Source organism: Pseudonocardia yuanmonensis (genome assembly GCF_039542425.1).
Taxonomy (GTDB): Bacteria; Actinomycetota; Actinomycetes; order Mycobacteriales; family Pseudonocardiaceae; genus Pseudonocardia; species Pseudonocardia yuanmonensis.
The window spans coordinates 93824-113364 of record NZ_BAABIC010000025.1; the positions used below are offsets into that span (position 1 = coordinate 93824).

At 73.0% G+C, this 19541-nt stretch carries 18 protein-coding genes, 1 pseudogene and 1 riboswitch; of the genes and pseudogenes, 8 read left to right on the forward strand and 11 right to left on the reverse strand.

Annotated features, from left to right (window positions below; genetic code table 11):
- Positions 1-114 precede the first annotated feature (114 nt).
- Positions 115-840, forward strand: coding sequence for an alpha/beta hydrolase (locus tag ABD990_RS28410; protein WP_345383835.1), 726 nt, complete (start codon positions 115-117; stop codon positions 838-840).
- A gap of 62 nt (positions 841-902) precedes the next feature.
- On the opposite strand, the pseudogene ABD990_RS28415 reads toward ABD990_RS28410, so the two are convergent.
- The 10 genes and pseudogenes from ABD990_RS28415 to ABD990_RS28460 form a co-directional block, all read right to left on the reverse strand.
- Positions 903-1077, reverse strand: a pseudogene (locus tag ABD990_RS28415) (sugar phosphate isomerase/epimerase); the annotation flags it as partial.
- Between the two features lie 54 nt (positions 1078-1131).
- On the reverse strand, positions 1132-1710 hold the full coding sequence (locus ABD990_RS28420; RefSeq protein ID WP_345383836.1) for a dihydrofolate reductase family protein: 579 nt from the start codon (positions 1708-1710) through the stop codon (positions 1132-1134).
- A gap of 153 nt (positions 1711-1863) precedes the next feature.
- Positions 1864-2553: a helix-turn-helix domain-containing protein gene (locus ABD990_RS28425; protein WP_345383837.1), complete on the reverse strand. Its 690-nt coding sequence runs from the start codon at positions 2551-2553 to the stop codon at positions 1864-1866.
- Between the two features lie 129 nt (positions 2554-2682).
- A complete protein-coding gene (locus tag ABD990_RS28430) occupies positions 2683-3873 on the reverse strand; it encodes an NAD(P)/FAD-dependent oxidoreductase (RefSeq protein WP_345383838.1) in 1191 nt (396 codons plus the stop codon).
- A complete protein-coding gene (locus tag ABD990_RS28435; protein WP_345383839.1) occupies positions 3870-5198 on the reverse strand; it encodes an FMN-binding glutamate synthase family protein in 1329 nt (442 codons plus the stop codon). Before ABD990_RS28435 ends, ABD990_RS28430 begins: the two co-directional genes overlap by 4 nt.
- Positions 5198-5893 carry a GltB/FmdC/FwdC-like GXGXG domain-containing protein gene (locus ABD990_RS28440; protein WP_345383840.1) on the reverse strand — a complete coding sequence of 232 codons (696 nt, stop codon included), beginning with the start codon at positions 5891-5893 and terminating at the stop codon, positions 5198-5200. The genes ABD990_RS28435 and ABD990_RS28440 overlap by 1 nt, the downstream gene beginning before the upstream one ends.
- Positions 5890-6798: a class II glutamine amidotransferase domain-containing protein gene (locus ABD990_RS28445; protein WP_345383841.1), complete on the reverse strand. Its 909-nt coding sequence runs from the start codon at positions 6796-6798 to the stop codon at positions 5890-5892. Before ABD990_RS28445 ends, ABD990_RS28440 begins: the two co-directional genes overlap by 4 nt.
- 31 nt (positions 6799-6829) lie before the next feature.
- Complete coding sequence (glnT, locus tag ABD990_RS28450; protein WP_345383842.1) at positions 6830-8203, reverse strand: type III glutamate--ammonia ligase; 1374 nt, start codon at positions 8201-8203, stop codon at positions 6830-6832.
- A 103-nt stretch (positions 8204-8306) separates the two neighbouring features.
- Positions 8307-8474, reverse strand: coding sequence for a heme-dependent oxidative N-demethylase subunit alpha family protein (locus ABD990_RS28455; protein ID WP_345383843.1), 168 nt, complete (start codon positions 8472-8474; stop codon positions 8307-8309).
- 339 nt (positions 8475-8813) lie between these two features.
- Entirely contained in the window at positions 8814-9911 is a 1098-nt protein-coding gene (locus ABD990_RS28460; RefSeq protein WP_345383844.1) for an LLM class flavin-dependent oxidoreductase, read from the reverse strand.
- A gap of 332 nt (positions 9912-10243) precedes the next feature.
- Positions 10244-10337, forward strand: a riboswitch (SAM riboswitch).
- A gap of 120 nt (positions 10338-10457) precedes the next feature.
- Between ABD990_RS28460 and ABD990_RS28465 the strand changes: the two genes are divergently transcribed.
- From ABD990_RS28465 to ABD990_RS28495, 7 genes are all read left to right on the forward strand, one after another.
- A complete protein-coding gene (locus tag ABD990_RS28465) occupies positions 10458-11654 on the forward strand; it encodes an LLM class flavin-dependent oxidoreductase (RefSeq protein WP_345383845.1) in 1197 nt (398 codons plus the stop codon).
- An 8-nt stretch (positions 11655-11662) separates the two neighbouring features.
- The gene (locus ABD990_RS28470) at positions 11663-13072 is read left to right on the forward strand and encodes an NtaA/DmoA family FMN-dependent monooxygenase (protein WP_345383846.1); all 1410 of its coding nucleotides are present in this window, start codon (positions 11663-11665) and stop codon (positions 13070-13072) included.
- A gap of 94 nt (positions 13073-13166) precedes the next feature.
- The gene (locus ABD990_RS28475; protein WP_345383847.1) at positions 13167-14771 is read left to right on the forward strand and encodes an ABC transporter substrate-binding protein; all 1605 of its coding nucleotides are present in this window, start codon (positions 13167-13169) and stop codon (positions 14769-14771) included.
- On the forward strand, positions 14772-15734 hold the full coding sequence (locus ABD990_RS28480) for an ABC transporter permease (protein ID WP_345383848.1): 963 nt from the start codon (positions 14772-14774) through the stop codon (positions 15732-15734).
- Positions 15731-16654, forward strand: coding sequence for an ABC transporter permease (locus ABD990_RS28485; RefSeq protein WP_345383849.1), 924 nt, complete (start codon positions 15731-15733; stop codon positions 16652-16654). Before ABD990_RS28480 ends, ABD990_RS28485 begins: the two co-directional genes overlap by 4 nt.
- Entirely contained in the window at positions 16651-18297 is a 1647-nt protein-coding gene (locus tag ABD990_RS28490) for a dipeptide ABC transporter ATP-binding protein (protein ID WP_345383850.1), read from the forward strand. Before ABD990_RS28485 ends, ABD990_RS28490 begins: the two co-directional genes overlap by 4 nt.
- 30 nt (positions 18298-18327) lie before the next feature.
- Positions 18328-18849 carry an OsmC family protein gene (locus ABD990_RS28495; protein WP_345383851.1) on the forward strand — a complete coding sequence of 174 codons (522 nt, stop codon included), beginning with the start codon at positions 18328-18330 and terminating at the stop codon, positions 18847-18849.
- A gap of 180 nt (positions 18850-19029) precedes the next feature.
- Here ABD990_RS28495 and ABD990_RS28500 read toward each other — a convergent pair.
- A partial coding sequence (locus tag ABD990_RS28500; RefSeq protein WP_345383852.1) for a 2-keto-4-pentenoate hydratase occupies positions 19030-19541 on the reverse strand: 512 nt, incomplete at its 5' end.

Genomic DNA, 19541 nt, shown 5'->3' on the forward strand with positions numbered 1-19541 from the left:
ACCGTGCCATTCTGCGGTGCGAGGCCGAGGTGTTCCCTCCCACGCAGACGTGCTGGGCTCGGTGGTCGTGCTCCGAGCTGCCGAGGGCGGCTGGTGAGGAATGGGGAGGCCGCCTTGGGCAGCGAGGACCGTTCGGTACTGACGCGGCCCGCGCCGGAGCCGGACGAGGTCCGGGCGTACGGCGAGGGGCGCGACCAGCTGATCGAGATCTACCACGGGGGTGTGGACGCTGCCGGGTTGCCGGTGCTCTGTCTGATCCACGGCGGCTTCTGGCGGCCTGCCTACGACCGCACGCACCTCCGGCCGCTGGCGTCGGCGCTGCGCGCCGAGGGCCGGACCGTCGTGTCCGTGGAGTACCGCAGGGTGCCGGGCGACCCCGACGCCTCGACCGCCGACGTCCGCGCGGCGCTGGTCCTCGCCGCCGGTATCGGCCCCGCCGTCGTCGCAGGGCACTCCGCCGGCGGGCACCTCGCCCTGTGGGCCGCGACGTCGGCGCCGCCACCCGGGCTCGTCGCCACCGTCGCGCTCGCGCCGGTGACCGATCTCGGCGGAGCACACCGCGCCGGGCTGGGGGACGGCGCGGTGCGGGACTTCCTGGGCGCCGACCCGGGCTCCCGCCCGGACCTGGATCCGATCGAGCTGGCATCGCCGAGCGTGCCAGTCACCATCGTCCACGGCGAGCGGGACGCGATCGTGCCGCCGGTACAGGCGCGCGGCTACGCCGACGTCCACCGGCGGACCGAGGTCGTGATCGTGCCCGAGGCGGGGCACTTCGCGCTGATCGACCCGTTGTCGCCGGCGTGGCCTGCGGTCCGCTCGCGGCTGCTCGCGGCGTCGTGACCCGACGGCGCCGGACCGCGCCCTCGTCCGGACGAGCGCTTCGCCCGGCCTTCAGTACTGTCCTGCTGGGTACTGAAGGCCGCGTCGAACCGGCCAGCGGGAAGCGGCCAGAGCAGGGAGCGCATGTAGCGCGGCCTCGGAGGCGCCGTGCAGCCGGTCCATGCCGGCGTCCTCCCACTCGACGGAGATGGGGCCGCGGTAGCGGATCCTGCCAGCGCGGAACGCGTCGAGGCGTGGTCAAGTCTGCCCGGACCGGGACACGGGTGACGATCGCTGACCTGCTCCAGTGACTCAGGCGTGCAGGGTCGGCCGGTAGATGAGCTCCTGGATGTGGCCGTCGAGCGTTCGGCTCTCGATCAGCTCGAGGTCGAAGTCGGCCGCACCCCGGAAGATCGGGTCCAGCCCGGTCTGGCCGGTGATCACGGGGAAGAGCGTCACCTGGACGCGGTCGACCAGGCCGGCGGCCATCAGCGCCCGGTTCAGCGAGAGGCTGCCGTGCGAGCGCAACGGCACCTCGGACTCCTCCTTGAGCCGGGCGACGACGTCGACGGCGTCGCCGCGTGCGAGGGACGCGTCCGGCCAGTCGAGGGGTCCTTCGAGGGTCGTCGACACCACCGTCGCCGGCAGGTTTCTCATCCGGGTGACCCAGGGGTCCCGCACCTCGGAGTCCTCGGTGCTCGACGCCACCATCTGCGCGAACAGGCGATACGTGGTGGCCCCGAAGACCATCCGCTGCTCGTCGTCGTACAGGGCGAGACGGTGGTCGAGCAGCTCGGGGCCCTGTTTGCCCCAGTAGCCGGTCCAGTCGCCGCCGGCGGCGCCGAACCCGTCGAGGCTGCTGAAGACGTCGAAGGTGTAGGTGGCGGTCATGGTGCTCTCCTCGCGTGCCGGTTGATCGGTACGGGGAGACAGACCGCCGACCATGGCGGGACTCATCGCCGGTGAACCGCTGGACCCGGCCGCCGCGGCTGCGGCCTCAGGGCCTGACCACGGCCAGGACGGGGCGAGGGTGCCGGGCACGGATCACCCGCTCGACTCCACGGCCACCTCCCCGTAGGCGACGACCGACAGGAAGCGAATCGGGAGGAAGACCAGCTCACGGGGGCCGTGCGCCCCCTCGCCGTCGAGCTGCAACGCGTCCCCGGATCGCATCCGGTAGCTGGACTCGCCGTGCCCGTAGACCATCTCGCCCTCGAGCACGTAGAGCAGCTCGGTGCCGGGGTGCTGGAAGAGCGGGAACTCCTCGCTGCGCTCGGTGAGCGTGACGAGGTGGGCCTCCATCCGCTTGTGCGGCCCGCGCAGCGCGCCCAGCAGCGTGTAGTCGTGGCCGACCCGCGTACCGCGGGCGACGATGCGCGCTCCGGCGCCCGCCGGGGTGAACACGGCCTCGCGCTCGGCGTCCGCGCCGCGGAAGAACGACGTCACCGGAACGTCGAGCGCGTCGGCCAGCCGGGCGAGCGTGGTCAGGCTGCACGAGGTCTGCGCGTTCTCGATCTTCGACAGCATCGGCTTCGAGATGCCGGTCTTCGCGGCCATCTCGGCCAGCGTGGCGCCGGAGCTGCTGCGGATCCGGCGCACCTGGGCCCCGATGGCGCGTTCGAGCCGGTTCTCGCGGTTCGCGGGCTCGACGACCTCGCGGAGGGCAGGCCCGTGCGCGATCGCGTCGGCTGCGACCTTCACGTCGTCGTCGCGCCCGGTGAGCTGCACACACATCGGGGGACCTCGTCAGAGGGCCACGACGGGGCGGAGCACGTCCCCGTGGTGCCTCTGCTCGAGAGCGGTCCCGGGCGCGACGACTCCGCGGATCTTCTGCGGCATCACTGTGCGTTCCTCGCTCTCGGGTCAGCGCATCTCGCCGGCGCCGACGTAGGGGTGCGGGCTGCGCAGCAGCGCCCCCTCGGCGAAGCGGGACAGGCGGAAGTCGGACTCGGGGATGTCGGAGTGGCTGCTCTTCCCGTCGACGACGAGGTCGGCCACGAGTCGGCCGACCGAGGGGGAGATCTTGAAGCCGTGGCCGGAGAACCCGGCGGCGACGACCAACCCGGCGATCGGGGTCTCGGAGATGGCCGGGTTGAAGTCGGGGGTGACGTCGTAGCAGCCGGCGTAGGTGGAGGCGATCGAGGCGTTCTCCAGGCCCGGGAAGCGGGTGCCGACCTTGTCCACGGCCAGATCGAGGAAGGCCTCGGTCGCCCGGTTCGAGTAGTGGTCGGGGTCGGCGGGCTCGAGCTCGGCGAGGTCGGAGTTGCCGAACAGGATCTCCCCACCGCTCTCGGGGCGGACGTACTGCAGCGAGACCAGGTCGGAGAAGACCGGGACGCGGCCGAGGTCCTGGCCGGGGTCGATGAGCACGATCTGCTCGCGGTGCACGGTGATCGGCAGGTCGATGCCGTGGTCGGCGAGCAGCGGCACCGACCACGGACCGGCCGCCAGCACGACGGTGCCCGCGCTGATCCCGGTGCCGTCGGCGAGCCGGACCCCGGTGGCCTTGTCGCCCTCAGCGAGGATGTCGGTCACGGTGGCGCCCTGCTTGAGCCGCACCCCGGCGCGTCGCGCGGCGGCCGCGAACGCCTGCGCGGTCCGGTAGGCGTCGCCGTAGCCGCCGCGCTCCTCCCAGGCGAAGGCGGCGAAGGGATCGAGGTCGGCGACGGGCCAGAGCTTCTGCACCTCGGTCCTGTCGATGTCCTCGGTGCGGACGCCGACGGCGCGCTGGTCGGCCATCGAGGCGTGCAGGGCCTCGACGTTCTCCGGGCCGACCCCGACGACGTAGCCGGTCTGGTGGAACCCGACGTCCTCGCCGAGGAGCTCGGCGGCGTTCTCGAACACCTCGAGCGCCTGGGTGGCCATCGCCGCGAGGGACGAGACGCCGTAGTGGCAGCGCACGACGCCGGAGGACTTGCCGGTGCCGCCGGAGCCGACGGTGTCCCGTTCGACGACCACGACGTCGGTGACCCCGCGCTGCGCGAGCGCCCAGGCGGCGGCGCACCCCTCCAGCCCGCCGCCGACGATCACGACCTCCGCGGTGTTCCCGCTCATCGCTCGCTCCCCGGGATCCAGGTGGTGCCGGCCAGCGGCACGCGGGCCATGGCGGCGGCCTCGATGGTCAGGGCGACGAGGTCCTCCGGTTCGAGGTGCTGCAGGTGGGCCTTGCCGCAGGCGCGGGCGATGGTCTGGGCCTCCAGCGTCAGCACGCGCAGGTAGTTGGCCAGCCGCTTGCCGCCCTCGATCGGGTCGAGGCGGGCGGCGAGCTCCGGGTCCTGGGTGGAGATGCCGGCGGGGTCGCGGCCGTCCTGGAAGTCGTCGTAGAACCCGGCGGCGGAGCCGATCTTCTCGTACTCGGCCTGGTACCGCGGGTCGTTGTCGCCCAGTGCGATCAGCGCGGCGGTGCCGATCGCGACCGCGTCGGCGCCCAGGGCCATCGCCTTCGCGACGTCCGCGCCGGTGCGGATCCCACCGGAGACGATCAGCTGGACCGTGCGGTGCAGCCCCAGCTCCTGCAGCGCCTGCACGGCCTGCGGGATCGCGGCGAGGGTGGGGATGCCGACGTTCTCGATGAACACCTCCTGGGTCGCGGCGGTGCCGCCCTGCATCCCGTCGACGACGACCACGTCCGCGCCCGCGGCGACGGCGAGCTTGACGTCGTAGTAGGTGCGCGACGCGCCCACCTTCACGTAGACCGGCTTCTCCCAGTCGGTGATCTCCCGCAGCTCGAGGATCTTGATGGCGAGGTCGTCCGGGCCGGTCCAGTCGGGGTGGCGGCAGGCGGAGCGCTGGTCGATGCCCGCGGGCAGGGTCCGCATCGCGGCGACCCGGTCGGAGATCTTCTGGCCGAGCAGCATGCCGCCGCCGCCGGGCTTGGCGCCCTGGCCGAGGACGATCTCGATGGCGTCGGCCTTGCGCAGGTCGGTCGGGTTCATCCCGTAGCGCGAGGGCAGGTACTGGTAGACGAGGTGCTTGGACTGGCCGCGCTCCTCGGGGGTCATGCCGCCGTCGCCGGTGGTGGTCGAGGTGCCCGCCTCGGACGCGCCGCGGCCCAGGGCCTCCTTGGCCTGTGCCGACAGGGCGCCGAAGCTCATGCCGGCGATGGTGACCGGGATGTCGAGGTGCAGCGGGTACCTGGCGTTGCGGTCGCCGAGGACGACGTCGGTGTCACAGCGCTCCCGATAGCCCTCCAGCGGGTACCGGGACATCGACGCGCCGAGGAAGAGCAGGTCGTCGAAGTGCGGCAGGGGCCGCTTGGCGCCCCAGCCGCGGATGTCGTAGACGCCGGTCGCGGCGGCGCGCTGGATGCCGGCGATCGTGGCGCGGTCGAAGGTGGCCGACTCGCGCAGCGCAGGATTCGTCTGGGCAGGATCGATCATCAGTACGTGTTCCCCGAGGTGAAGTGGTAGAGCCGGCGGGCGGATCCGTAGCGGCGGAACTCGGCCGGATCGTGCGGGAGGCCGGCGGCGGCGAGCAGCTCGCCGAGCTCGGCGCGGTGCTCGTCGCGCATCTCCTTCTCGATGCAGTCGGCGCCGAGGGAGGCGACGGAGCCGCGGACGTAGAGCCGTGCCTCGTAGATCGAGTCGCCGAGGTCGGCGCCCGCGTCGCCGCAGACCACGAGCCGTCCGGCCTGGGCCATGAAGGCGCTCATCGGGCCGATGTCGCCGCCGACGACGATGTCCACGCCCTTCATCGAGATCCCGCAGCGCATCGACGCCGAGCCCTCGATGACCAGCAGCCCGCCGTGGGCGGTCGCGCCCGCGGACTGCGAGGCGTCCCCGGTGACCCGCACCAGGCCGGACATCATGTTCTCCGCGACGCCGGTCCCGGCGTTGCCGTGCACGGTGATCGTGCCGCCGTCGTTCATCCCGGCGGCGTAGTAGCCGGCGTGCCCGTGGACGTCGACGGTGATCGGGGTGGCCACGCCGGCGGCGATGGCGTGCGCTCCCTGCGGGTGGTGCACGGCGTAGTGGGTGGCCTTCGGCGCGTGCAGCTCGGCGTTCAGCTCGCGGACCGACGTCGTGGCGAGATCGACGACGGCAGGGGCCTGGGTGGACTCGACGGTCGCGGTCACGCGCTCGCTCCTTCGCTGCGGATGGTGGTGCGCCGCCACGCGTAGACACGCTCGGGCTCGGGCTCGTAGATGCGGGCGTCGGAGATCCCGGGCAGGTCGGCCAGCGCGCGGAACTCCGAGGCCATGGCGACCCAGCGGTCGGTCTCGGCGATGATCGCGGGTTTGCAGGCGATGGCGTCGCGGACCACGGCGAACCCGTCCGCGCTGGTGACGAGCAGGGTGTAGAAGCCGTCGAAGCGCTCGCAGACCAGCCGCAGCGCCTTGTCCAGGTCCTCGCCCTGCGCCAGCCGGTCGGCGACGAACCGGGCGCCGACCTCGGAGTCGTTCTCGGAGTCGAACACGTGCCCGGCCGCGATCAGCTCGCGGCGGATCGTGGCGTGGTTGGCGAACGAGCCGTTGTGCACCAGGCACTGATCGGGGCCGACCGAGAACGGGTGGCAGCCCTCCGGGGTGACCGCGGACTCCGTGGCCATCCGGGTGTGCGCCAGGCCCTGCCAGCCCTGCGCGTTCGCCAGGTCGTAGACGCCGGCCAGCTCGCGGGGGTGCCCGACGCCCTTGTAGACGGTCAGGTCGGTACCCGAGCCGACGACGGTGGCCTGCGGGAGTGCGGCGCGCACGGCGGCGACCAGGGCGTCGGGGGACACCGGAGCGGCGAGGACCGTGGTGTCCCCGGCCTCGGTCACCAGCAGCTCCGGCAGACCCAGCACGCCGAAGTCGGTGCCGGCGGGAACCAGGACCGACACCGCGGCGTGGCCCTCGGGGCAGCGGCGGCGGTCACCGTAGACGGCGACCCCGGCGGAGTCGGGGCCGCGCTCGACGACCTGGCACAGCATGGTCTCCAGCAGGCGGCCGAGCTGCGGGTACAGCTCGGGGTCGCGCAGGTGGAGTCCGACGATCCCGCACACGGGCCGTCTCCTCTCTCGTGGGGTGAAGGGGTCAGAAGGCGGTGAGGTACCGGTCGTGCTCCCAGGAGCCGACGGTGCCGTGCCAGTCGAAGAACTCCTCGCGCTTGAGCGCGGCGAAGTACTCCGCGACACCGGGCCCGGCGGCGTCGAGCCCGCCGATGACGACCGGGTCGGCGCTCAGGGCCTCGACCGCGTGCAGCAGCGTGGGCGGCAGCTCGGGCCGCACGATCGCGTCCGGGCCGGTGCCGGGCGCACCCGGGTCGACGTCGCGGGCGATGCCGTCGAGCCCGGCGGCGAGGGCGGCGGCGAGCGCCAGGTAGGGGTTGGCCGAGCCGTCCCCGCCGCGCAGCTCGATGCGGTGGTGGTCGGGGATCCGCACGAAGTGGGTGCGGTCGTTGCCGCCGTAGGTGGCCCGGCGCGGGGACCAGGTCGCGCCGGACCGGGTCGAGGTGGCCCCGGTGCGCTTGTAGGAGTTCACGGTGGGCGCCAACACGGCCTGCATGCCCGGGGCGTGCTCGAGGATGCCGCCGAGGAACCGGTAGGCGAGCGGGGAGAGCCCGAGGCCCCGGGGGTCCTCGGCGTCCGGGAACTGCGACTCGCCGTCGCGCCACAGCGACAGGTGCAGGTGCATGCCGGAGCCGGTGCGGTCGGCGAACGGCTTGGGCATGAAGGTCGCGGTCATCCCGCGCTGCTCGGCGAGCATCGAGATCAGGTAGCGGGCGGTGATGACCCGGTCCGCGGTGGTCAGCGCGTCGGAGTAGGCGAAGTTCTGCTCGAACTGGCCGTTGGCGTCCTCGTGGTCGTTGGCGTAGTTGCCCCACCCGAGCGCGTTCATCGCCGCCGAGATGCCGGTCAGGTGGTCGTACATGCGGGTCAGGCCGCGGGCGTCGTAGCAGGGCCGGGCCTCGACGTCCTTGCCGTCGGCCGGTACCAACACCCCGTCCTCGTTGCGGTTGACGAGGAAGTACTCGACCTCGGCGCCGGCGAACAGCTCCAGCTGCCGGGCCTTCGCCTCGGCGAGGAGCTTCTTGAGGATGACCCGCGGGGCGAAGTGCCAGGCGCGGCCCTCGACGTGCGGGTCGCAGTGCACCAGCGCCAGCCCCTCGCGCACCCAGGGCAGCGGGGTGTAGCTGTCCAGGTCCGGGATCGCGATCAGGTCCGGGTCGCACGGCTGCTGCCCGATCGCGCCGACGGCGTAGCCGGCGAACCCGACGCCCTCGTGCTGCAGCTCGTCCGCGGCCTCGACCGGCACGAGCTTGGCGCACGGCTTCCCGGTCAGGTCGACGAACAGCGCGAGCAGGAAGCGGACCCCGTCGGCCCGGGCCCGCTCGGCCAGCGACGGCGCCGCGGCCGGCACGGGGGATACCGGTTCGGTGCGGGGGAGGGTGGAGGTGTCGGTGGCCATCGGCGTGGTCCCTTCATCGTGTCGCATTGAGAAACATAGTCTCTGTGCGGGAAACATGGAAGACGTGCGAAGGCGCCGCCCTGTGGCGTGCGCGACCTCGGGATCAGGTGTCGAGCAGCCAGCGGGCGGCGGCGTCGCGGTGACGGACGAGACCCTTGTAGTCGGCCATGTCCTCGGGCGGTTCGGCGAGCACGCGGCCGAACCGCTCCCGCCACGCGGGCCCGCGTGCGAGCTCGTCGAGGGAGACGAGGTAGGTGCGGATCAGGAACATGATCGCGCCGGAGGCGCCGAGCCGCCGTAGAACAGGGCCAGCCCGGGGACCATGAGGCTCACGCCCATGGTGGCGGCCAGGATCCAAGCCGTACTTGCTGCGTCCATCGCGGCTCCTCGCGCGGGGGCACGAGACCTGAGGTCTCGCGTCATGAACCTTCGTCGCGCATGAGGAAACATCGCGTGTGTAACAGCCGGCCTCCCGGCCCGTGTCGATCCTGTTTCGGCGGTGGAGTGGGTATCGCAGCAGGCACGAGGAACCTGTGCCTCGCCCCTCGAGACCGAGGACGCGATACACGTCGACGCGGGCGTCCGTGCAGGCGTCCGCGCGAGCGTGACCTCAGTGGAGGGTCAGACCCCGGGCGCGGCCGGGGTCGTGCGGCCCCCACAACGTGGTGGACACCTCGCGGCGGACCAGCGGCACGACCTCCTCGGCGAAGCGGGTCAGCACCTCCTGCTGCTGCGGGTAGGGCAGCACCGGGTTGACCGAGACCGACTGGACGTCGTGCCGGTAGGACTTGTGGTAGTCGAGGATCTTCGCGGCGACTCGCTCCGGGGTCCCGACCAGCGCGGGGCCGTGGGCGACGGCCTCCTCGATCGTCGTGAAGGACATGGTCTTGCCCCTGCGCGGGTCGCCCGCGTGCGCCGCGGCGAGCGTGGCCGCCTGGGCCTCGTAGATCGGCCGGTACTCCGCGATCGCCTGCTCGTCGGAGTCGGCGAGGAACAGTCCGCCGGATCCGGACCCGACGTACCCGACGGCGGGGTCGTGCCCGTGCGCCTCGAGCTGCTCGCGGTAGCGGTCGATCAGGACCAGGTAGTTCTCCCGCGGCTGCAGGGCGTTGGCGGTGAAGATCGGGTCGCCCCACTTCGCGGCGAGGTCGACGGCGGCGGTGGAGGTGGCCGACCCGTGCCAGATGCGGAAGGGCCCGTCGAAGGGCCGCGGGTGGGTCGTCACGCCGTGGAGGTCGTGGTGGTGCACGCCGGTCCACGACACGTCCTCCTCGCGCAGCAGCCGGCGCAGGAGCTCGTGGTTCTCGGTGAGGTACTCGTACTGCTTCGCCAGTTCGAGGCCGAACAGCGGGAAGTGCCTGTCCTCGTTGCCCTTCCCGATCACGATCTCCAGCCGCCCGCCGGAGAGCTGGTCGACGGTCGCGTAGTCCTCGGCCACGCGGACGGGGTCGAGCAGGGACAGCACGGTGACCCCGGTGCTGAGCAGGATCCGGTCGGTGGCCTGGGCCAGGGCGCCGAGCAGCACGGTCGGGGCGGAGGAGACGAACTCGCCGGCGTGCCGCTCGCCGACGGCGTAGGAGTCGAAGCCGAGCCGTTCCGCGAGGACGGCGTTCTCCACGACCCGCTCGAGCCGCTCGTGCACGGAGATGATCTCGCCGGTGACCGGGTGCGGGGCGTGCGGGACGATGTCGAGGACCTGGAAGCGCATGGGGCAGCTCCTGAGGGGACGGCCGGAGAGGGATCGGACCGGATCGGTGGACGACGCCGTTGCCGGTCGTCGCGAGAGGGCACGGGGAACCGGTGCCGGCGGTGAGTCACCGTAACCGCGGTCGGGTGATCAGAGGAGCCCGACGTGGCGCCGCCGTGTCGTTGTCCGGTCCTTTGTGGTTCCCGGGGCCGACTGTGTTTCGCCTGGCGAGAGCACCGGATCCGGTGTCCGGACACGTCGGTCGGGTTTCGGCGTCGCTGATCACAGATGTCACCCGGAGTATTGACGGACGGGCCGTGCTGATCCCTACAGTGGCTCCGGCCCACGGGGCCACACCATCCAGAGCGGCCGAGAGACCCGGCTCGACGACGCCGCAGCAACCCCCCGTCCGACGGGTGCGGGTGCTACAGCCGGGAGCGATGGAGGAGCGATGTTTCTCGGGGTGCGGCGGCGCCACGTGGATCTCCTGCGCACGGCCAGCGCGGGCTGTCGGGCCTGACGAGGACCCGATCCCCGTCCCTTCTCCCGCAGGAGAGGTCTGCCCGCATGGCCCCCATCCATCTGGCCGTCGCGCTCGACGGCGCCGGCTGGCACCCCGCCGCCTGGCGCGAGCCCGGCGCCCGCCCCGATCTGCTCTTCACCGCCCGCTACTGGGCGGCCCTGGCCCGCGCCGCCGAGCGCGGCCTGCTCGACCTGGTCACGATCGAGGACGCCCTGGGCCTGCAGTCCGGCGACCACCTCGGGGCCGCCGACCGCCGCACCGACCAGGTCCGGGGGCGGCTCGACGCCGAGCTGGTCGCCGCGTTCGTCGCGCCGCTGACCCGCCACGTCGGGCTCGTCCCGACCGTCACGACCACGCACACCGAGCCCTTCCACATCGCCTCGGCGATCTCCACGCTCGACCACGACAGCCACGGCCGGGCCGGCTGGCGCGTGCAGACCTCGGCGCGCGCCGACGAGGCGCGGCACTTCGGGCGCCGCACGCTGCCCGAGATCCGGCGGGAGACGCTCGGCACACCGGGGACCGCGGCCGCGGTCCAGGACCTGTTCGACGAGGCGGCCGACGCCGTCGAGGTCGTCCGGCGGTTGTGGGACAGCTGGGAGGACGACGCGGAGATTCGCGACGCCGCCACGAACCGCTTCCTCGACCGCGACAAGGTGCACACGATCGACTTCGAGGGGCGCTTCTTCGCGGTGCGCGGGCCCGGCATCGTGCCGCGGCCGCCGCAGGGCCAGCCGCTCGTCGTGGCGCTCGCCCACGCCCGGGCGGCGTACGAGCTGGCCGCCCGCGCCGCGGACGTCGTGTTCACCACGCCGCAGGGAGCCGCCGACATCCCGGCGATCCTCGGGGAGATCCGCGCCGCCCAGCACACGGTCGGGCGCACGCTGCCGCCGCTGAGGGTGCTCGCCGATCTCGTCGTGGTCCTCGACGCCGACGCCGACGCGGCCCACGCCCGGCTGCGGCGGCTCGAGGAGCGGAGCCCGCTGTGCTCCGAAGCCGCGGTGCTGGCCGGCACCCCGACCGCGCTCGCCGACCTCCTGGAGTCCTGGCGGGACGAAGGGATCGACGGGTTCCGGCTGCGGCCGGCCGTGCTGCCCACCGATCTCGACGCGATCGTCGACGGGCTGGTCCCGGAGCTGCAGCGGCGGGGCCTGTTCCGCACCGCCTACGAACCCGGGACGCTGCGCGAACGCGTCGGGCTGGAACGGCCGGCGAACCGGTACGCCGGGGTGGCGGCGTGAGCGAGCACGTGAGCGAACCATCGGCACAGCGCACCCGGAAGCGGCAGGTGATCCTCGGGGCCTACTTCCCGGGCGTCAACCACGACACCGTGTGGAGCGACCCGGCGTCGGGCAGCCACATCGACTTCGCCTCGTACGAGCACTGGGCGCGCACCGCCGAGCGCGGCACCTTCGACCTGCTGTTCCTCGCCGAGGGGCTGCGGCTGCGGACCCGCGGCGGGCAGGTCTTCGACCAGGACGTCGTCGGGCGGCCGGACACGTTCACGGTCCTGGCCTCGCTGGCCGCCGTGACCGAGCACATCGGGCTCGCCGGCACGATCAACGCCACCTTCAACGAGCCCTTCGAGCTGGCCCGGAAGTTCGCGACGCTGGACATCCTGTCCGGCGGGCGGGCCGCGTGGAACGTCGTGACCAGCTCGGACGCGGACACCGGCGAGAACTTCCGCAGGGGCGGGTTCCTGCAGCACTCGCAGCGGTACGAGCGGGCGGGGGAGACCCTCGACGCCGTTCGCGCGCTGTGGGACTCCTGGGGGTCCGACGCCGTCGTGGCCGACCCGGCGAGCGGACGGTTCCTGCGCGACGGGCAGGTGGGCGATTTCGCCTTCCGTGGCCGGCAGTTCGACATCGCCGGTCGCTTCAGCACACCGCGCAGCCCGCAGGGGCATCCGGTGGTGCTGCAGGCGGGGGAGTCGCCCGCCGGACGTGACTTCGCCGCCTCCCGGTCCGACGCGATCTTCTCCCGCTACCAGAAGTTCGACGAGGCCAGGGCCTTCTACGCCGACGTCAAGGCCCGCGTCGCGAGGTTCGGGCGCGACCCCGACCAGGTCAAGATCCTACCGTCGGCGTCGGTGATCCTGGGCGACACCGAGGCCGAGGCCCGCGACCGGCACCGGGACGTCCGCAGCCGGCAGGTCGACCCGTTCACCGCGATCGTGCTGGCCGAGATGGTGTGGAACCGCGACCTCTCCCAGGTCGACCCGGACGGGCCGGTGCCCGACCTCGAGCCCACCCCCCACGCACCGAAGTGGATCCGCGGGCGCGCGCCGCTCACGCAGGACGCGCACGCCACGGCCGAGGCCTGGCGCGCGCTCGGCCGCAAGCACGGCTGGTCGCTGCGCGAGGTCGTCACGCACGCGTTCGACCGGGCCGTGTTCGTCGGCACGCCCGCGCAGGTGGCCGCCGAGATCGACCGGTACGTCCAGGAGGACGCGGTCGACGGCTTCATCCTCGGCTCGTACGTGAGTCCTGCCGGTCTCGACGAGGTCGTCGGGAAGGTGGTCCCGCTGCTGCGCGACCGCGGTGTCCTCCGGGATCGCTACACCGGTTCCACGCTGCGGGAGAACCTCGGCCTGCGCCCGCCCGCGGGTCTCGGCGAACCGCACGCCGCCGTCCGCGGCGCCGTCCGTCCCGCCTCCTGACCCGCTCGACCCTCCTCGAGCCCTCCGCTCCCACCTGCACCGGAGGACCGGCACGCCCGCCGGTCCTCCGGTGCCCCTCCCACGAAGGACCCCGATGACCGTCAGACCACGCCGGCTGCTCCTCCCGGCCCTGCTCTTCGCCGCCGCCGTCGTGCTGGCCGCCTGCGGCGGCTCCGGAGGCAGCACCGCCGACGCCGGCCCGCCCCAGCCCGGCGGCACCCTGCGCTTCGCCGTCTCCAGCGACCAGGGGTGCGTCGATCCGCAGCAGGTCGCCAGCAACGACACCGTCTACTCGCTGCGCCAGGTCGTCGACTCGCTCACCGACCAGGACCCGCAGACCGGGGAGCTCAGGCCCTGGCTCGCGACCTCCTGGCAGACCTCGCCCGACGCGAAGAGCTACACGTTCACCCTGCGGGACGGCGTGACCTTCTCCGACGGCACCCCGCTCGACGCCAACGCGGTCAAGGCCAACTTCGACCGGATCCCGCAGCTCGGCGCCCGCAGCACACTGCCCAAGGGCTACCTGGCGGGCTACCAGGGCACCACGGTCCAGAGCCCCACGCAGTTCACCGTGACCTTCAGCCGACCCACCGTGCAGTTCCTGCAGGGCACCTCGACCCACAGCCTGGGCATCCTGTCCCCGGCGACCGTCGCGAAGTCCGACGACGAGCGCTGCGCCTCGGTGATCGGCTCCGGTCCGTTCACCGTCCAGAACTACGTGAAGAACGCCTCGCTCACGCTGGCGAAGCGGCCCGGCTACAACTGGGGCTCGGCGCTGTTCGCCCACCAGGGCGAGGCCTACCTCGACACCGTCGAGTTCCGGATCGTGCCCGAGTCCGGTGTGCGGACCGGCAGCCTGCAGTCCGGCGAGGTCGACGCGATCGGCAGCATCGGCCAGCAGGACGAGGCCCCGCTGACCGGCGCCGGCGCGCAGCTGCTCGCCCGCTCCAACCCCGGCATCACCTTCGGCATCGGCTTCAACTTCACGAAGCCGATCGTCTCCGACCCGGCGGTGCGGCAGGCCCTGTCACTGGCGATCAACCGGCAGGAGGTCGTCGGGGCGGTCTACACCTCGCAGACCAAGCCGGCGACGAGTGTGCTCGCCTCCACCACGCCGTCGTACGCGGACGACTCGGCCGACCTCGGGTTCGACCTGGAGAAGGCCAGGTCCACGCTCGACGCTGCGGGCTGGGCCCCGGGTCCTGACGGCATCCGGGTCAAGGACGGGCAGCGGCTGAGCTTCCCGCTGTCCTTCGCGAACAACGCGGGCACCAACAAGCCGAGCCTCGAGCTGATCCAGCAGCAGGCCAAGGCCGCCGGAATCGACCTCCAGGTCCAGGAGTTCCCGATCGCCCAGTTCCCGACGATCCAGTCCTCGGGCGACTTCGTCGCGATCTGGGGCAACCTGACCCGCGCGGACCCGGACATCCTGCGCAGCTCCTTCTCCACGGCCGGCGCGAACTACTACCGCGTGCCGCAGAGCCCGTTGGAGCCGCTGCTGCAGCAGCAGGCCGCCGAGCCGGACCCGGCGAAGCGCACGCAGATCGTCGCGCAGGCCCAGCAGGAGCTCGTCGCGCAGGGCTTCTACGTGCCGGTCGCGGAGCTCACCACGGTGCTCGCGGTGGCCTCGAACGTGCACGGCGTGACGTTCGACGCCTCCTCCCGCATCCAGCTCCACGACGCCTGGAAGTCGAACTAGATGACCGGGACCCTGCCCCGCTACCTGCTCCGGCGCCTCGGGACCGCGGTCGCGGTCCTGTGGGCGGCGTACACGGTGAGCTTCGTCGTGCTCTACCTGCTACCCGGTGACCCGGTCACCACCATGGCCAGCGGCGGGCTCGACGGCGAACCGCTGACCCCGGAGCAGATCGAGGCGCTGAAGGCCCGGTACGGCTTCGACAAGCCGCTGATCGTGCAGTACGGCACGCGGCTGTGGGCGGCGCTGCACGGCGACCTCGGTGCGTCGATCCAGAACGGGCAGGAGGTCCGGTCGGCCATCCTGGAGGCGCTGCCGCCGACCGTGCAGATCGCGCTCGGCGGGCTGCTCGTCGCGGTGGTGCTCGGCGGCGGCCTCGCGATCGCCGCGACGTACACCTCGCAGCGCTGGCTGCGGCAGCTGCTGATGGCGCTGCCCTCGCTCGCGGTGTCGCTGCCGGTGTTCTGGGTCGGCCTGATGCTGGTGCAGATCTTCGCGTTCGGCCTGCGCTGGCTCCCGTCGGTCGGGGCGTCGGGCTTCCCGGCGCTCGTGCTGCCGTCGATCACCCTCGGGCTGCCGATGGGGGCGCTGCTCGCGCAGGTGCTCGCCAAGAGCCTGACCACGGTGCTCGACGAGCCGTACGTCCAGACCGCGCGGGCCAAGGGCGCCGGGCGGGCGGCGATCCACCTGCGCCACGCCCTGCAGAACGCCGCCATCCCGGCCCTGACGGTGCTCGGCTACGTCGCCGGGAACCTCCTGGCCGGCACCGTGGTCGTCGAGACGGTGTTCACCCGGCCCGGACTCGGCCGGCTCACCGTGCAGGCGGTCGGCGTGCAGGACATCCCGCTGGTCCAGGGCATCGTGCTGTTCGCGTCCCTGGTGTTCGTCGGCGTGAACCTGCTGGTCGACCTGATCTACCCGGTCCTCGACCCGAGGATCGCCGAGGGGGTGCCCGCGACATCGTGACCGAGCTGCTGATCCGGGAGGGCCCTCCCGACTCGTCCGGCACCGCGCCCGGGTCGTCCGTCGCGCTGCCCACGCCGCCGACCCGGCGGGAGCGCCTGCACCGCGTGCTGCGCTTCCTCGGGCACCGGCCCGGCCTCGTCGTCGCCTCCCTCGTGGTGCTCCTCGTGCTGGTGGCGGCGTTCGCGCCGGGTGTGCTGGCGCCGGGGGACCCGAACATCGGCGTCGTCGCCGAGAAGCTGCGCCCGCCGAGCGCCGCGCACCTCTTCGGTACGGACTACCTGGGCCGGGACGTCTACACCCGAGTGGTGCACGGGGCGTCGTTGTCCCTGCAGGCCACCGTGATCGCGGTGGCGGTGGCGCTGCTCGTCGGCGGGCTGCTGGGGTTGCTCGCCGGGTTCGTCGGCCGCTGGGTCGACGAGGCGCTGATGCGGGTGGTCGACGTGCTGCTGTCGATTCCCGCGATCCTGCTGTCCCTGGCGCTGATCACCGCGCTGGGCTACGGCACGGTCAAGGTGGCGATCGCCGTGGGCGTGGCGAGTGTCGCGAGCTTCGCCCGGGTCATGCGGGCGGAGACGATGCGCATCCGCCGGTCGACCTACGTCGAGGCAGCCCGGTCCGTCGGCACCCGCTGGTACGTCACGCTGTGGCGGCACGTGCTGCCCAACGCCGCCGGCCCGGTCCTCGTGCTCGCGGTGCTCGAGTTCGGGCTCGCGATCCTGGCCGTGTCCTCGCTGTCCTTCCTCGGCTACGGCGCCCCGCCGCCGGCCCCCGAATGGGGCTCTCTGATCGCCGAGGGGCGCAACTACCTGGCGACCTCGTGGTGGCTCTGCGCCATGCCGGGCCTGACGATCGCCGCGACCGTGCTGTCGGTGAACCGGATCTCCCGGGCGCTCGACGGGGAATGGAGCGGGGCCCGATGAGTGGTGCGAGCGGCCCGGTCCTGGAGGTCACCGACCTCGACGTGGGGTATCGGATCTCGGGCGGGCACATCCATGCCGTGCGCGGGGCCTCGCTCACGGTGGGGGAGGGCGAGGTCGTCGCGGTCGTCGGCGAGTCCGGGTCCGGCAAGTCGACCCTGGCCCAGGCGGTCATCGGGCTGCTGCCGGCCAACGGCACGATCGACGGGGGGAGCATCCGGCTGCGCGGCTCCACGGACGTCACCGAGCTGGCGGGCCTGTCCGAGAAGGCCTTCCGCGAGGTCCGCGGCCGCCGCATCGGGTTGGTGCCGCAGGACCCGACGGTCTCGCTCAATCCCGTGCAGCGCATCGGCGTGCAGGTCGGCGAGGTGCTGCGGGTGCACGGCCTCGCCGACAAGCGCACCGCACGGCTGCGGGCGGTGGAGCTGCTGGCCAGGGCCGGGCTGCCCGACCCCGAGGTGCGGGCGGGGCAGTACCCGCACGAGCTCTCCGGCGGCATGCGGCAGCGGGTGCTGATCGCCATCGCTATCGCCGCCCGGCCCGGGTTGATCATCGCGGACGAGCCGACGAGCGCCCTGGACGCCACGGTGCAGCAGCGGATCCTCGACCACCTCGACACGCTGCGCGCCGAGACCGGCACCGCGATGCTGCTGATCACGCACGACCTCGGGGTGGCGGCGGACCGGGCCGACCGGGTCGTCGTCATGGCCGGCGGACGGATCGTGGAGGAGGGTCCGGTCGACCGGATCCTCGCCGACCCGGCCGACCCGTACACGCGCACGCTCGTCGCGGCCGCGCCCGGCCTGTCCCCACTGTCCGCGCCCCGGATCCCGCCGCAGCCGAGCGGCCGGCCGATCGTGCAGGTCAGCGGCCTGACCAAGGACTTCCCGCTGCCCCGGGTGCAGGGGAGGCGCGGCGTGCTGCGCGCGGTCGACGACGTCTCCTTCGACATCGCCCGCGGCGAGACGCTCGCGCTGGTGGGGGAGTCCGGTTCGGGCAAGTCGACGACCGCCAGGCTCGTGCTGCGGCTGGCCGACCCGACCGCCGGCGAGATCCGGTTCGACGGCGCCGACATCACGCGGGTGAAGGGGCGTGCGTGGCGGGAGCTGCGCCGGCGCGCGCAGCTCGTCTACCAGAACCCCTACGCCTCCCTCGACCCGCGCTTCTCGGTCGAGGAGGTCGTCACCGAGCCGTTGCGTGCCTTCGCCGTGGGCAGCCCCGCGCAGCGACGCACCCGCGCGGCCGAGCTCGTCGGGCGGGTCGCCCTGCCGGCGTCCGTGCTCGCCCGCAAGCCCGCCGAGCTCTCCGGGGGACAACGGCAGCGCATCGCCATCGCGCGGGCGCTGGCCCTGTCCCCGGACCTGGTGGTGTGCGACGAGCCGGTGTCCGCCCTGGACGTCTCGGTGCAGGCGCAGGTCCTGGCCCTGCTGGAGGAGCTGCGAGCCGACCAGGGACTGACCTACCTGTTCATCTCGCACGATCTCGCGGTGGTCCGGCGGATCGCCCACCGCGTGGGCGTGATGCGGGAGGGCCGGTTGCTGGAGCTGCGGCCGACCGAGGAGCTCTTCACCGATCCGCGCGAGGACTACACCCGCGACCTGCTCGGGGCCATCGCCGGACGCCGGCACGCCACCGACGCCGCCTGACCCACCGTTCCCGAGGAAAGGACATCTCTGATGACCAGCACGCAGACCACGCGCGACGAGGCCCTCGTCGCGGTCGTCGACGCCACCGCGGCCGCGGTCGCCGACGACGTCGACAAGGCGGCCGCCCTGTTCCGCGCCACCGGATCGGGCGCCGACGGGGTCCGTACGGACATCCGCATCGGGCGGCACGAGGTCGTCGTCGACGAGCCGCCGGCCCTCGGGGGCGGGGACGCGGCGCCCAACCCCGTCGAGTTCGCCCTCGCCGCGCTGCTGTCCTGCCAGGTCGTGACCTACCGGTTCTGGGCCGCGAAGCTGGGCGTCCCGCTGGACGACGTCACGGTGGAGGTCAAGGGAGATCTCGACGTGCGCGGCTTCTTCGGCCTCGACGACGCCGTCCGGGCCGGGTTCGGGGAGGTGCGCCTGGTCGTCGACCTGCAGGGTCCGGCCTCGGCGGAGGACTACCGCCGGCTGAAGGACGCCGTGGACGCGCACTGCCCGGTCCTCGACCTCTTCCGCAACCCGACGCCGGTGACCACCCGCTCGGCCCGGTAGCGCCGGAGCGCAGCCCCACGGGCGCACTGATCTCGGAGGTCGGCAACCGACCAGACACACTGCGGTGTGCGTTCCACTCGGCGAGCGCGCCGCGCGGCCGCGGGCGCTGCGGGAGCCGGCGTTGGCGAACACGGCGGACCGCCTGCGCTGAGCGGGACCCGGCCCAGGTCGACCGACGGCTCAGCGGCAGGCGAGCTCGATCGCGCCCAGTCGGTCGATCGAGGCGGTGATGACGTCGCCGGGGCCGACCGGGACCGCGGCGGTGAGCCCGCCGGAGAGGACGATCTGCCCGGCGGCGAGGCCTTCGCCGTCGGCGGCGAGTTGTCGGGTGAGCCAGGCGACGGCGGCGGCGGGGTGGCCGAGGGAGGCCGCGCCGGAGGCGGTGGCGACCACCTGCCCGTTCTTCTCCAGCACGACTCCGACCAGGCGCAGGTCGATCCCCGTGGGTGTGACGGGGGTGCCGACGACGAACCGGCTCGCGGAGGTGTTGTCGGCGACGACGTCGGCCATGGTGAAGCCGTAGTCGACGAACCGGGAGTCGAGGACCTCGATCCCGACCGCCACGCCCGAGGAGGCGGCGACGACGTCGGCTGCGGTGACGTGTGCGCCCTGCAGGTCCCGGCCGAGGGTGAACACGATCTCCGGCTCGCACCGCGGCTGGATCAGCGCCGAGGTGTCGAGTGGTTCGCCGA

Coding starts and splice junctions, on each gene's coding strand:
- ABD990_RS28460 (WP_345383844.1), bottom strand. CDS start 9,911: ATGCGCTTCCAGGTCCTCGACATCGTCCCGCACGCCCCGCACCCGGTC.
- ABD990_RS28430 (WP_345383838.1), bottom strand. CDS start 3,873: ATGAGCGGGAACACCGCGGAGGTCGTGATCGTCGGCGGCGGGCTGGAG.
- ABD990_RS28420 (WP_345383836.1), bottom strand. CDS start 1,710: ATGACCGCCACCTACACCTTCGACGTCTTCAGCAGCCTCGACGGGTTC.
- ABD990_RS28435 (WP_345383839.1), bottom strand. CDS start 5,198: ATGATCGATCCTGCCCAGACGAATCCTGCGCTGCGCGAGTCGGCCACC.
- ABD990_RS28480 (WP_345383848.1), top strand. CDS start 14,772: ATGACCGGGACCCTGCCCCGCTACCTGCTCCGGCGCCTCGGGACCGCG.
- ABD990_RS28465 (WP_345383845.1), top strand. CDS start 10,458: ATGGCCCCCATCCATCTGGCCGTCGCGCTCGACGGCGCCGGCTGGCAC.
- glnT (WP_345383842.1), bottom strand. CDS start 8,203: ATGGCCACCGACACCTCCACCCTCCCCCGCACCGAACCGGTATCCCCC.
- ABD990_RS28490 (WP_345383850.1), top strand. CDS start 16,651: ATGAGTGGTGCGAGCGGCCCGGTCCTGGAGGTCACCGACCTCGACGTG.
- ABD990_RS28425 (WP_345383837.1), bottom strand. CDS start 2,553: ATGTGTGTGCAGCTCACCGGGCGCGACGACGACGTGAAGGTCGCAGCC.
- ABD990_RS28495 (WP_345383851.1), top strand. CDS start 18,328: ATGACCAGCACGCAGACCACGCGCGACGAGGCCCTCGTCGCGGTCGTC.
- ABD990_RS28455 (WP_345383843.1), bottom strand. CDS start 8,474: ATGTTCCTGATCCGCACCTACCTCGTCTCCCTCGACGAGCTCGCACGC.
- ABD990_RS28475 (WP_345383847.1), top strand. CDS start 13,167: ATGACCGTCAGACCACGCCGGCTGCTCCTCCCGGCCCTGCTCTTCGCC.